The organism is Mesorhizobium sp. P2_F5 (assembly GCF_056403715.1).
On sequence record NZ_JBFUEY010000017.1, the window covers coordinates 19,053 to 31,816 of the forward strand.

The 12,764-nt window shown below is 63.0% G+C and carries 10 protein-coding genes; 3 read left to right on the forward strand and 7 right to left on the reverse strand.

Translation table 11 applies throughout. The annotated features are described in order from the left end of the window. Positions 1-1,827, forward strand: a complete 1,827-nt coding sequence (locus AC1DYO_RS21500; protein ID WP_477266520.1) for an alanine racemase — start codon at positions 1-3, stop codon at positions 1,825-1,827. Here the strand turns inward: AC1DYO_RS21500 and AC1DYO_RS21505 are convergent, their stop codons facing one another. The 7 genes from AC1DYO_RS21505 to AC1DYO_RS21535 form a co-directional block, all read right to left on the reverse strand. Beyond that, positions 1,828-3,204, reverse strand: coding sequence for an FGGY-family carbohydrate kinase (locus AC1DYO_RS21505; RefSeq protein ID WP_477266521.1), 1,377 nt, complete (start codon positions 3,202-3,204; stop codon positions 1,828-1,830). Then, positions 3,201-3,518 (reverse strand): L-rhamnose mutarotase, encoded by a 318-nt coding sequence (rhaM, locus tag AC1DYO_RS21510; RefSeq protein WP_477266522.1) that lies wholly within the window; start codon positions 3,516-3,518, stop codon positions 3,201-3,203. Before rhaM ends, AC1DYO_RS21505 begins: the two co-directional genes overlap by 4 nt. Next, positions 3,518-4,513, reverse strand: coding sequence for an ABC transporter permease (locus tag AC1DYO_RS21515; protein WP_477266523.1), 996 nt, complete (start codon positions 4,511-4,513; stop codon positions 3,518-3,520). Before AC1DYO_RS21515 ends, rhaM begins: the two co-directional genes overlap by 1 nt. Then, positions 4,510-5,487, reverse strand: coding sequence for an ABC transporter permease (locus AC1DYO_RS21520; RefSeq protein ID WP_477266524.1), 978 nt, complete (start codon positions 5,485-5,487; stop codon positions 4,510-4,512). The genes AC1DYO_RS21515 and AC1DYO_RS21520 overlap by 4 nt, the downstream gene beginning before the upstream one ends. After that, complete coding sequence (locus AC1DYO_RS21525; RefSeq protein WP_477266525.1) at positions 5,484-7,040, reverse strand: sugar ABC transporter ATP-binding protein; 1,557 nt, start codon at positions 7,038-7,040, stop codon at positions 5,484-5,486. The genes AC1DYO_RS21520 and AC1DYO_RS21525 overlap by 4 nt, the downstream gene beginning before the upstream one ends. A 114-nt stretch (positions 7,041-7,154) precedes the next feature. Further along, positions 7,155-8,150 carry a rhamnose ABC transporter substrate-binding protein gene (gene rhaS, locus AC1DYO_RS21530; protein WP_477266526.1) on the reverse strand — a complete coding sequence of 332 codons (996 nt, stop codon included), beginning with the start codon at positions 8,148-8,150 and terminating at the stop codon, positions 7,155-7,157. 54 nt (positions 8,151-8,204) lie between these two features. Then, the gene (locus AC1DYO_RS21535; RefSeq protein WP_023669662.1) at positions 8,205-9,008 is read right to left on the reverse strand and encodes a DeoR/GlpR family DNA-binding transcription regulator; all 804 of its coding nucleotides are present in this window, start codon (positions 9,006-9,008) and stop codon (positions 8,205-8,207) included. A gap of 184 nt (positions 9,009-9,192) precedes the next feature. Here AC1DYO_RS21535 and AC1DYO_RS21540 point away from each other — a divergent pair, with 184 nt between their 5' ends. Then, positions 9,193-11,295, forward strand: a complete 2,103-nt coding sequence (locus tag AC1DYO_RS21540) for a bifunctional rhamnulose-1-phosphate aldolase/short-chain dehydrogenase (RefSeq protein ID WP_477266527.1) — start codon at positions 9,193-9,195, stop codon at positions 11,293-11,295. A gap of 61 nt (positions 11,296-11,356) precedes the next feature. Then, entirely contained in the window at positions 11,357-12,646 is a 1,290-nt protein-coding gene (gene rhaI / locus AC1DYO_RS21545; RefSeq protein ID WP_477266618.1) for an L-rhamnose catabolism isomerase, read from the forward strand. The last annotated feature ends 118 nt before the right edge of the window (positions 12,647-12,764 follow it).

Below are 12,764 nucleotides of genomic sequence, written 5' to 3' on the forward strand. Positions count from 1 at the left end.
ATGTCGGGACCGCAAGTCGCCATCGACCTTGGCCGCATCGAGCGCAATGCACGCAGGATCGTCGAGCGCTGCGCATTGTCGGGTATCAAGGTGTTCGGCGTGACCAAGGGCACCTGCGGCATGCCGCAAGTGGCGCGCGCCATGCTGCGCGGCGGCGTTTCCGGCATCGCCGAATCGCGTTTCGAAAACATCCGCCGGCTGCGCGACAGCGGCATCAACGCGCCGATCATGCTGCTGCGCAGCCCGCCCATGGCGCGCGTCGAGGAGGTGGTGCGCACCGTCGACATCAGCCTGCAATCGGAGCTGACCACGATCCGCGAGATATCGCGCATCGCCGAGCGCATGGGCCGCGTCCACGACATCATGCTGATGATCGACCTCGGCGACCTCCGTGAAGGCATCTGGCCGAGCGATTTGATCCCTACCGTCGAGCAGATCCTGGCGTTCAAGGGCGTGCGCATCGCTGGCATCGGCACCAATCTCGGCTGTTTCGGCGCCATCATGCCGACGCCGGAGAATCTCGGGCAACTCGTCGCCCATGCCTACAAGACCGAGCGCTTGTCCGGAAAAGGCCTCGATTTCATTTCCGGCGGTGCCTCGTCCTCGCTGACGCTGCTGCTCGAAGGCAAGCTGCCCGCCGGCATCAACAATCTGAGAGTCGGCGAAGCGATCCTGCAAGGCGGTATCGAGACGTTCCGCGATGTGCCGTGGCCGGAACTCGAACCCGATGCCTGTCGCCTGACCAGCGACATCATCGAGGTCAAGCTCAAGCCCTCGCGGCCGATCGGCGAATCCGGCTACGACGCTTTCGGCAACCAGCCGGTCTTTCCCGACGAAGGCGACCGGCTGCGCGCCATCGCGAACATCGGTCGCGAGGACGTGCTGGTCGAAGGGCTGACGCCGATCGCCAAGGGGGTGAGGGTGCTCGGCGCTTCCAGCGACCATCTGCTGCTCGACGTGCAGGACGCCGATCCGCGTCCAACCGTCGGTGACCGCGTCGCCTTCCGCATGAATTATGGCGCCATGCTTTTGGCGATGACCTCGGAATATGTCGAAAAGGCCCCGATGCACGATGTGGCGGATTTCTCCGGCCGCAAGATGGTGTCGATCTCGGCCGAACAAGAAGCCGCCGGCATCCTTGCGCGAGAGGGAACCGGCGCGCGGCTGGAGGCGATGAATTTCGATGTCGTCGAACTCGCCGATGTCGAGCGCCCGCCCTCAGGCCTGATCCGGCTCGCTGCCGGCGTCGACCGCCGCATCGCCCACAAGGCGCTGACCGCAACGGCGCGCGCGACGCACTCCTTCGGCCTGATCTGGATCGATTCCATCGCCGCGCTCATGCCCGAGGACGAAGACGCCACCGCTATGCCGGAAGCCTCGGTGTTGGCGCGCACACTTGGTCTCGATCACAAGGCCGGCGCGCTGCAGCCGCAGCTATCGCCGGAAAATGTCGTCATCATCGGCCTGCGCCATGCCGATCCGGCCGAAGCGAGGGTGCTGAAGGATTCGCGCGTTTCGGCCTTCACCATGACCGACATCGACGCCATGGGCGTGCGCGACCTCATGCATGAGGCGATCCGCATCGCTACTTCGGGAACGCAGGGCTTTCATGTCAGCTATTCGCCGACGGCCACCGAATTCGCCGGTTGGGTGGCTGGCTCCGGCGGACTGACGGTGCGCGAGACGCACCAGGCGATGGAGGCGATCGCGCTGTCGGGCGGGCTGCTATCGATGGACGTTTCGGGGCTGACAGCGGAGCTCGAACCCAGGATCGCCACCGACGCCGTCAGCTTCGTCATGTCGGCCTTCGGCAAGCGGATTTTGTGATCAGCCCTGCGCACGTACAGCCGCGCGCCACGCCCTGACATAGGCCACCCAGATCGGGTCGGTTTGCGGTTCTATCCGCTCGCCCTTGCCGTGCGCCGGCGTCTCTTCGGATGCGAGCAGCGCCGCGCCGATGCTGGTGCCGGTGGCCGCCTCCGAGGCGATGACGGTGCGCCCGGTCGCTGCGGCCAGCATGCCGACAAAGAGACGGTTGCGGGCGAAGGGGCCTTCGACGGTGGTCGGCCCGTCGGCGCCGATCAGCTCGAGGCAGGTCGCCGTCATCAGCGCCAGGTAGAACGAGATGGCAGCGAAGCGCTCGCCCTTGCTGATGCTGTCGGTATTAAGCCACGCTGCCTCATGGTGCGGGAAAGGTCCCGATCCCTGCTGCGTCGACGGCAAAAGCAGCATCTTTTTGGTCAGGACCGCCAGCACATCGCTGCCGCTGCAATCCTGTGGTTTGTCCTTGGTCAGCAGGGAAAATTCACGGCCGCCCATGAAGCGTGCCGAGGGGACGGGAGCACCGAGCGCACTGACATTGACCAGCGTGTCGCGCGCCGGATCAAGGTCGACCGTCCTGCCGCCGACCGCCATCGACACCACCCAGGTTCCGGTCGAGACGACCGAGAAGGGCGGTGCGTCGGACAGGAGATGCGGCAGCAGCGAAGCGTTGGAATCGTGCAGGCCGCAAAAGACAGGCGTCTGCGGATCGAGGCCGGTTCGCGCGGCAAGCGCCGGCAGGATAGGTCCCAGCCGGTCCCTGGCCGGCCGCACCGGCGCCATCAGGCCGCGCCATTTCAGGCTGTCGACCATCGACGAGAAATCACCCTTCCACGGGTTCCACAGATCGGTGTGGCAGCCGAGCGAGGTCACCTCATTGGCGGCGATGCCGGTCAGGCGCAGCGCCCAGTATTGCGGGTACATCAGCATCGCCGTCGCCTTGGCGAATTCCGCGGGAAAGCGCTTCTGCTGCCAGAAGAATTGCGCACCGAGATTGAGGCCGAGAGGCAGGCGCGGCGTACCGGTCTCGGCGAAGGGCGGTCGAACAGCGTCATACTCCGACGCCAGTCTGTCGGGGCCATCGAATTCATAGTCGAGCACTGGCAGCGCCAGTTCGCCCGCGGCGTCGACCAGCGCGCCCGTCGCGCCATGCGTGGTGGTCGAAATCGCGTTGATGCGCTGTTCGCGGTTGAGGCTGGTGAGGCTGTTGAGGATGAACGTCCACAGCGCCTCGACATCGTGGTGCGGGTAGGGCTGCTGCCGCACAGGTGCATTCGCTGTGCGGCGCAGCGCCACCTCGCTCAGCGTGACGAGGTCGACCAGCGCCACCTTGGCGTTGGTCTTGCCGATGTCGATGACGGCGATATGGCGTAGCCCACTCATGCCATATGGAACACTGTTTCCAGCTGCACGGCCACCGGCTCGTTGTCGGACTTCGTTTCCATGATGTCGGCCATGTGGGCCCACCAGCGCTGCATCACCGGATGTTTCGGCAGGTCGGCCATCCCATGATCGTCGCGCCGCCACAGCACGCCGAACAAGATGTTGGTCTCTTCATCGAGATGGATCGAATAATCCGAGACGCCGGCCTGTTTCAGCAGCGCCACCAGTGCCGGCCAGATCTCGTCGTGGCGCTTCTTGTACTCGGCTTTCATGCCGGGTTTGAGCTTCATCTTGAAAGCGTATTTCTCGGCCATCAGCTGTTACCACGCAACCGCCGCCAGACGATCGGCAGCGCGATGACGATGATCAGCAGCAGGCCGATGAAGATCGACATGACGATGCCGGGCACGTTGAGCAGGCCGAGCCCGAAGGTCACCAGCCCCATGATGAAGGCGGCGAGCACGACGCCCAAAATGCTGCCGGAGCCGCCCAAGATGCTGACGCCGCCCAGCACCACCATGGTGATGACTTCGAGCTCGTAGCCCTGCGCGATCGATGGCCGCGTCGAGCCGAGCCGTGAGGTGATCAGCACCGAGGCGATGCCCGCCATCAGCCCTGTCAGGCAAAACAGGATGAATTTGATACGGCCGACACGCACGCCAGAAAACTGTGCCGCGACCGGATTGTTGCCGATGGCAAAGACGCGACGGCCGAAACTCGTGCGATGCAGCAGGAACCAGTAGACGACGGCCGCGATGAGGAAGAGCACCAGCTCGAACGACACCACCCACCAGACATAGCCCTGGCCGAAGAAAGCAAAACTCTCGGGATAGCCCTTGTAGGCCTGGTCGCCCAAAATGATGAAGGCGATGCCGCGAAACAGGCTCATCGTGCCGATGGTGACGACTATGGAGGGCAGGCCGAGCCTTGTCACCAAGAGCCCGTTGAAGGCGCCACAGCCGAGCCCGGCGATGATGCCGATCGCCACCAGCGCCGGCGTGTCGGCACCGGCCTGCACCGCCATCCCCATCATGGTCGAGGCGAGCGCGATGATAGCGGCGACCGACAGGTCGATCTCGCCCGAAATGATCAGCAGCGCCATGGCGAAGGCGATCAAGCCCTTCTCGGTGAAATTGAAGGTCAGGTCCGACAGCGAATAGGCGTCAAGGAAATAGGGCGAGGCGAAACTGTTGATGGCGAAGATGGCGACCGCCACCACGACCAGCAGCGCCTCCCAGGAAAAGATCGCGGAGGAGAGCGGCTTGTCGAGCCGGTCCGGGATATGGCGCGGGGCAGGAACGTCGCTCATGCCGCCTCCGCTTTTCTGAGAATAATGCGGCCTTTCTGGCGTTCGCCGCGCGCGTTGAGCACGACGGCCAGGATGATGGCGCTGCCAGAGATCGCCATCTGCCAGAAAGGCGAGATGTTGATCACCGGCAGTGCATTGGAGATGATGCCGAGGAACAGCGCGCCCAGCACCGCGCCGCCGACCGAGCCGATGCCGCCGGCAATCGAAATGCCGCCGATGACGCAGGCGGCGATGATGTTGAGCTCATAGCCGTTGGCGACCTCGACCGAGGCGATGACATAACGCGAGATCCAGAGATAACCGGCAAGTCCGCCGATCATGCCGGAGATGCAGAAGACGATGAATTTGGTGCGGCCGACATCGATGCCGGCATAGACCGATGCCGTAGGATTGACGCCGATGGCATAGATCGAGCGGCCGAGTGCGGTGCGGGTCATCAGCACGAAGAACAGCGCGATGACCAGGATGGCGATCCATGACAGCACTGGAATGCCGAGGAAGGCCGCGCGCTGGAAGCCGATGAACTCCGGGCTCATCTTGTCGGCATTGACCCAGGCGCCGCCGGACAGGACGAAAGTAGCGCCGCGATAGATCGTCAGCGTGCCCAGTGTCACCACGATCGAGGGAATGTTCAGCCGCCACACCAGAAGGCCGTTGATGGCGCCGAGTAGCAGTCCGACAACCAGCGCGATGACGATCAGCAGCGGGATCGGGATCGCCGGGTGTGCTGCGTTCAGCATCGCCACCACCATGCCGGTGAAACAGAGGTTGGAGGCCATCGACAGGTCGATCGACCGGGTCAGGATGACAACCATCTGTCCCAGCGCCAGGATCATCAGGATCGACGTGTCGTTGAACACCTGGCCGAGATTGCCGGGGTCGGCGAAGCCCGGAAACCGCGTCGAGATAAGCCCGATCAAAACGACGATCGCCGCAGCCAGCCAGATCTCGCGGTATTTGAGGAATGCCTTCATGCCGCGATCCCCGCGGCTGTCCGAACCAGCGTCTCGGCGTCCAGCCCCTTATTGTCGTAGACCGCCGCGACCAAGCCTTCGCGCATGACGACCACGCGATCGGACATGCCGAGGATTTCGGGCAGTTCCGACGACACCATGATCACCGACAGGCCTTGCGCCACGAGCTCGGCCATGAAGCCATGCACTGCGGCCTTGGAGCCGATGTCGATGCCTTTAGTCGGCTCGTCCAGAATGATCACCTTGGGCGCCGTCGCCAGCCATTTGGCGATGACGATTTTTTGCTGGTTGCCACCCGACAGCGTGCCGACATCCTGGCTAAGCGAGGAGGCGCGCAGGTCCAACCGCTCGGTGTACGAGCGGGCGAGCGCGAACTCTTCCGACAATCGCAGCAGGCCGGATTTCGACGTGCGCTTGAGTGAAGGCAGCGAGACATTCTGGAAGATCGGCAGGCCGATCACCACGCCTTGCTTGCCGCGTTCTTCCGGCACGTAGACGATGCCGGCCTCGATCGAATCCGCCGCCGATCTTGGCGCAATCGTCTTGCCTTCCAGCGTGATCGTGCCGGCCGATGTGCGGGTGATGCCCGATATCGCCTGCATCACCTCGCTGCGTCCGGCGCCGACAAGGCCGTAAAAGCCGAGGATCTCGCCCTTGTGCAGCTCGAAGCCGATGTCGTTGAATTCGGTCGGGTGCGACAGGCCGGAGACCGACAGCACCGGCGCGCCGATCTCGGCCTTGCGCTGCGGAAAGATATGGTCGACCGAGCGGCCGACCATCATGCGCACGATCTGGCTCTGGCCGGCATCCCTAATCAGGCCTTCGCCGACCATCTCGCCATCGCGGAACACCGTGTAGCGGTCGGCGATCCGGTAAATCTCGTCGAACTTGTGGCTGATGAACAGGATCGCCTTGCCTTCCTCCTTGAGGAATTCGATGAGCAAAAAGAGCTCCTCGATCTCCTTCATCGAAAGCGCGGCGGTCGGCTCGTCCATGATGACGATCTGCGCATCGATCGACATGGCGCGCGCCACGGCCACTAGATGCTTGTTGGCGATGCCGAGATCCTTCAGCCGCGCATCGGCGTCGATATGGCCGGCATGCATGGTGTCGAGCACCTCGCGTGCATTCTTGCGCATCATGCGCCAGTCGATGGTGCCGAAGCGGGTGCGCGGCGCATGGCCGAGAAAGATGTTTTCGGCGACGCTCAGATCGTCGAACAGCACCGTCTCCTGATGGATGGCGGTGACGCCATGGCCAAAGGCGGCATGCGCGCTGGGCAGAGTGACGGCCTGACCGTCAATGCTGATCGTGCCCGCGTCGGGCTGGTAGATGCCGGTCATGATCTTGACCAGCGTCGACTTGCCGGCGCCGTTCTCGCCGATCAGCGCGGTTACTTGGCCGGGGTAAAGCGACAGGCTGACATTGTGCAGCGCGCGCACACCGGGAAAGCTTTTGGAGACGCCGGACAGCGTCAGGCGCGGGGCAGCTTTACCCTCCCCCTTGTGGGGAGGGTCGCGAACGACGTGAGCGGGGTGGGGGTCTACTAGCATATCAAGGTCCTGGCACATGGAGATGTCGCCAACCCCACCCCGTCTCGCCGGCTTCGCTTCGCAAGACCGCCTCGCCGACCCTCCCCACAAGGGGGAGGGTGCTGGCGCTCCAGATCAATAGATCTTGGAGAACTTTTCGATGTTGGTCTTGTCGAACTGGAAGGGCGGAGCCATCGCAGCCGCGTTCGAGTCGTCGAGCGTCACCTTGCCGACACGGCCGATCGACAGCGTCGCGCCCGGCTTCGCCTCTTCCTTCTTCACCGCCAGATCATGGGCGAGGTAGACGGCGGAGTAGCCGAGGTCGATCGGGTTCCACAGCGCAACCGCCTGGCTGGAGCCGTTGTCGATGAACTTCTTGAACTCGGACGGCAGTGCGAGACCGGTGACGTTGACCTTGCCGATCAGGTTCGCGTCGGTGACGACCTGGGCGGCGGCAACGACGCCGACGGTGGTCGGCGCGATGATCGCCTTGAGGTTCGGATAGGACTTCAACAGGCCCTTGGCTTCGTCGGTGCTCTTGGCCGAGTCGTCATCGCCATAGACGGTGGCGACGAGTTTGATCTTGGGGAATTTCTCCGGCAGGATTTTCTTGGCCGCGTCGATCCAGGCGTTCTGGTTGGTCGCGGTGGACGAAGCGGACAGGATGGCGACCTCGCCGCCTTCCGGCAGATAGTCGGCGGCAAGCTTGATGATGGTCTCGCCGATCAGGCCGGTGTCGGACGGGTTGAGGTGCAGCTGGCGGCCTTCCTTGGCGACGCCCGAATCCCACGAGATGACGGTGATGCCGCGCTCCATCGCCTTCTTCAGCACCGGCACCAGCGCGTCGGCGTCATTGGCCGAAATCGCGATGGCGTTGACCTTCTGCGCGATCAGCGAATTGACCACTTCGATCTGCGCTTCGGCGGTCGCCTTGGTCGGGCCGGTGTAGATGATGTCGACATCGCCGAGTTCCTTGGCCGCCTCTTCGGCGCCCTTGTTGGCGGCATCGAAGAAGCCGTTGCCGAGCGACTTCACCACCAGCGCGATCTTGACGTTCTCCGCATAGGCGGCATTCACGAACATAGCGGCCGAGAATGCCGCTGTCACCATCAATTTCTTCAGAAAGCTCATCGTATTTCCTCCCTTGAGCGTTGCATTCCATCGCCGCTGCGGCGTGAGTTGGTCTCAGGCCTGCAGCGAAGATTCTTCCTTTGCCGACTTGCGGGCGACGATCAGCGTCACACCCGCGGCTTCCAGCATGTTGGCTTCGCGATCCTCGATGCCGTCATCGGTGATGACGGTGGCGATGCGCTTGAGCCCACACAGGATCAGGCTGGAGCGCTGGCGGAACTTCGAGGAATCGACCAGCACCACCAGCTCGTCGGCCTGGTCGATCAGTTTCTGCTCCGCCTGGATCAGCAGCGGATCGCCTTCCATCAGGCCGAGCGGGCCGAGCCCCTGCGCCCCCATGAACATGCGGCGCGCATAGAAATTGCGCGTCACGTCATTGTCGAAGGGTGACAGGATGATGTTCTGCTCGCGGTAAATGGTGCCGCCCGACAGCATCACGGTGTTCTTGGAGTGCTTGAGCAGGTGCTCGGCGATCGGGAACGAATTGGTGAAGATCGGCATGCGGCGCCCGGTCAGGAAATGCACCATCTGGAAGGTGGTGGTGCCGCCATTGATGATGATCGGCTCGCCATCCTTGCACAGCTCAACCGCTTCCCGAGCGATCGCCCGCTTCTGCGACGCATTGAGCGTTTCATTGACGGAAAAGGGCCGGCCGGCAAGGCCGATGAACTGCGGCGGCGAGATCGCCTCGGCGCCGCCGCGCACCCGGCGCAGGCGCTTTTGCACGTGGAGAGCGGCAATGTCGCGCCGGATCGTCGCCTCGGAAGAGTCCGTCAGGTCGACCATCTCCTGCACCGTCACCACAGGCTTTTCCTGGACGGCGGACAGAATGATCCTGTGGCGCTCTTTTTCGTGCATGGTTCCTCCCTGCACGGTCATGAGGCACTAGAAAACCACCAGTGTCAATCATTTCCAATCATATAATTTCATTGTGCAGTGCAATATGATCGATATTGATCGTTTGTGATTGACATGAGGCCCGCTTGCGTAGACATTTCCGGCAAAATGGACTGCGGCTTTTTGCGTCTCAGGGAGGATAATTATGCTCGACAAGCGCTCCGGCTCGCGCCTTGCCAATCTGTGGGACGATGCGAAAGCCGAAGGGATGAGCGGGCCTGAGCTTCTGGTCTATCGCTCCAACACGCTCGGCTCCGACAAGCGCGTCACCAACTTTGGCGGCGGCAACACCTCGTCCAAGATATGGCAGAAGGATCCGCTCACCGGCGCTGATGTCGAAGTGCTCTGGGTCAAAGGCTCGGGTGGGGATAGCGCTTCTATCAAGCTCGACGGTTTCGCCACGCTCTACATGGACAAATTGCAGGCGCTGAAAGGCCTTTATCGCGGCGTCGCGCATGAGGATGAGATGGTCGGCTATCTGCCCCACTGCACCTTCAACCTCAACCCGCGCGCGGCCTCGATCGACACGCCGCTGCATGCCTATGTGCCGAAGCCTTTTGTCGACCACATGCATCCCGATGCCATCATCGCCATTGCCGCGGCGAAGGATTCGAAAGCGCTGACGAAAGAAATCTTCGGCGACGCCATCGGCTGGCTGCCGTGGAAGCGGCCCGGCTTCGAACTTGGCCTGTGGCTGGAGAAATTCTGTGTCGAACATCCCGACGCCAAGGGCGTCATCCTCGAAAGCCACGGCCTGTTCACCTGGGGCGACACGCCGAAGGAGTGCTACGAGACGACGATCTCTGTCATCAACCAGGCGATCGAGTGGTTCGAGCGCCGCTCCGAGGGACTGGCCATCTTCGGCGGCGAAGTCGTCAAATCGCTCGACGCTGCGGAACGCCGCGCCATTGCGGCAAAACTGATGCCGAGGATCCGCGGCCTGATCTCGGAAAAGAGCCACAAGCTCGGCCATTTCGACGACCAGCCCGCCGTGCTCGAATTCGTCAACTCCAGGGATTTGCGCCCGCTGGCCGCACTCGGCACTTCATGCCCGGACCATTTCCTGCGCACAAAAATCCGGCCGCTGGTCATCGAATTCGATCCGGCAAAGCCTGATGTCGATGCGGTCATTGCGCGCCTCGCCGACGATATCGCCGCCTATCGTGTCGGCTACCAGGCCTATTACGACGGCTGTAAGCACCCGGACTCGCCCGCCATCCGCGATCCCAATGCCGTCGTCTATTTGATGCCCGGTGTCGGCATGTTCACCTTCGCCGGCGACAAGGCGACGGCGCGCATCTCGGGCGAATTCTACGTCAACGCCATCAACGTCATGCGCGGCGCCTCCACCGTCTCGTCCTATGTCGGCCTGCCGGCGCAAGAAGCCTTCGACATCGAGTACTGGCTGCTCGAGGATCTGAAGCTGCAACGCATGCCGAAGCCGAAGTCGCTAGCCGGCCAGATCGCGCTGGTCACCGGTGGCGCCGGCGGCATCGGCCGCGCCACCGCCAACCGCTTGCTGCGCGAAGGCGCCTGCGTCGTGCTGGCCGATATCGACGAGACGGCGCTTGCCAGCGCCAATGACGAACTGGCGAAAGCCTATGGCAAGGACTTCGTCCGGCCGGTGCTGATCAACGTCACCGCGGAGGAACAGGTCGTCTCCGGCTTTGCCGAAACATCGGTCGAGTTCGGCGGCATCGACATTCTGGTGTCCAATGCGGGCCTGGCCTCCTCGGCGCCGATCGAGGAGACGACGCTGGCGCTGTGGAACAAGAACATGGACATATTGTCGACCGGCTATTTCCTGGTCTCGCGCGAAGCCTTCCGGCTGTTCCGCGCCCAGAAGATCGGCGGCAATGTCGTCTTCGTCGCCTCCAAGAACGGCCTTGCCGCCTCGCCCAACGCCGCCGCCTATTGCACCGCCAAGGCCGCAGAAATCCACCTCGCGCGTTGCCTGGCGCTGGAAGGCGCGGAAGCGCAGATCCGGGTCAACGTCGTCAATCCGGACGCCGTGCTGCGCGGCTCGAAAATCTGGACCGGCGAGTGGAAGGAACAGCGCGCCGCCGCCTACAAGATGTCGACCGACGATCTGGAGGAGCACTACCGCTCGCGCTCGATGCTGAAGCGCTCGGTGTTTCCGGAAGACATCGCCGAAGCGATCTATTTCTTCGCCTCCGACATGTCGGCCAAATCCACCGGCAACATCATCAACGTCGACGCCGGCAACGCGCAGAGCTTTACGCGCTAAGCTTTTTACCCTCCCCCTTGTGGGGAGGGTCGGCAGGCAGTCGCCGCGAAGCGGGGAATGCCTGCCGGGGTGGGGGGGCCCCCCCCCCCCCCCCAAGCACAACGCCGCCCGCAAACCCGACCTCGAGCGCGACTACGCCTCGCTCGGCGAACGCCTCGACCGTCGCGGCATCGCCATCGACTCCATCCGCGACAAGGTCGAGAAATTCGCGGTGGCCATTCCCTCCTGGGGCGTTGGCACCGGCGGCACCCGCTTCGCCCGCTTTCCCGGCGCCGGCGAGCCGCGCGATATCTTCGACAAGATCGAGGACTGCGCTGTCATCAGCCAGTTGACGCAGGCAACGCCGACCGTCTCGCTGCATATCCCTTGGGACAAGGCCGATCCGAACCGGCTGAAGCAGTCGGCCTCGCGTTTCGGCCTCAGCTTCGACGCCATGAACTCCAACACCTTCTCGGATGCCAGGGACCAGAAGCTTTCCTACAAATTCGGCTCGCTGTCGCATGCCGACGCCGGCACCCGCCGGCAAGCGGTCGAGCACAATCTCGAATGCATCGAGATCGGCAAGACGCTTGGTTCCAAAGCGCTGACGGTGTGGATCGGCGACGGCTCGAACTTCCCCGGCCAGGTCAATTTCGCAAAAGCCTTCGAGCGCTATCTCGATGCGATGAAGCAAGTCTATGCCGGGCTGCCCGCCGACTGGAAGCTGTTCACCGAGCACAAGATGTACGAGCCGGCCTTTTATTCGACTGTCGTGCAGGACTGGGGCACCAACTACATGATATCAAAGGAGCTTGGCGACAAGGCGTTCTGCCTCGTCGACCTCGGCCACCATGCGCCGAACGTCAACATCGAGATGATCGTGTCGCGGCTGATCCAGTTCAAGAAACTCGGCGGCTTTCACTTCAATGATTCGAAGTATGGCGACGACGATCTCGACGCCGGCTCGATCGATCCCTACCGCCTGTTCCTGGTCTTCAACGAACTGGTCGATGCCGAACTGTCCGGCGCCGAAGGGTTCGATCCCGCCCACATGCTCGACCAGAGCCACAACGTCACCGACCCGATCGAAAGCCTGATGTTGTCTGCGGTCGAGGTGCAGCGCGCCTATGCGCAGGCGCTGCTGGTCGACCGCAAGGCACTCGAAGGCTTTCAGGACGGCAATGACGCGCTGATGGCGACGCAGACATTGAAAGCGGCCTACCGCACCGATGTCGAGCCGATCCTCGCTATGGCGCGGCTGAAAACCGGCGGCGCCATCGATCCGGTCGCCGCTTACCGTGCGGCAGGCTACAGGGCGAAGGTCGCGGCGGAACGGCCGGCGGTTGCGGGTGGCAGCGGCGGGATTGTTTGAGATTAGCCAATCTCCCCCCTTGTGGGGGAGATGTCCGGCAGGACAGAGGGGGGCGCTGTCCTGCTGACATCTCAAAATCTTCCGTTTGCACATCAAACAGATTTGGATGATCGAGCAT

Excerpts from the sequence above, each read along its gene's own strand:
- AC1DYO_RS21500 (WP_477266520.1), top strand. The coding sequence starts at position 1 with ATGTCGGGACCGCAAGTCGCCATCGACCTTGGCCGCATCGAGCGCAAT.
- AC1DYO_RS21505 (WP_477266521.1), bottom strand. The coding sequence starts at position 3,204 with ATGAGTGGGCTACGCCATATCGCCGTCATCGACATCGGCAAGACCAAC.
- rhaM (WP_477266522.1), bottom strand. The coding sequence starts at position 3,518 with ATGGCCGAGAAATACGCTTTCAAGATGAAGCTCAAACCCGGCATGAAA.
- AC1DYO_RS21515 (WP_477266523.1), bottom strand. The coding sequence starts at position 4,513 with ATGAGCGACGTTCCTGCCCCGCGCCATATCCCGGACCGGCTCGACAAG.
- AC1DYO_RS21520 (WP_477266524.1), bottom strand. The coding sequence starts at position 5,487 with ATGAAGGCATTCCTCAAATACCGCGAGATCTGGCTGGCTGCGGCGATC.
- AC1DYO_RS21525 (WP_477266525.1), bottom strand. The coding sequence starts at position 7,040 with ATGCTAGTAGACCCCCACCCCGCTCACGTCGTTCGCGACCCTCCCCAC.
- rhaS (WP_477266526.1), bottom strand. The coding sequence starts at position 8,150 with ATGAGCTTTCTGAAGAAATTGATGGTGACAGCGGCATTCTCGGCCGCT.
- AC1DYO_RS21535 (WP_023669662.1), bottom strand. The coding sequence starts at position 9,008 with ATGCACGAAAAAGAGCGCCACAGGATCATTCTGTCCGCCGTCCAGGAA.
- AC1DYO_RS21540 (WP_477266527.1), top strand. The coding sequence starts at position 9,193 with ATGCTCGACAAGCGCTCCGGCTCGCGCCTTGCCAATCTGTGGGACGAT.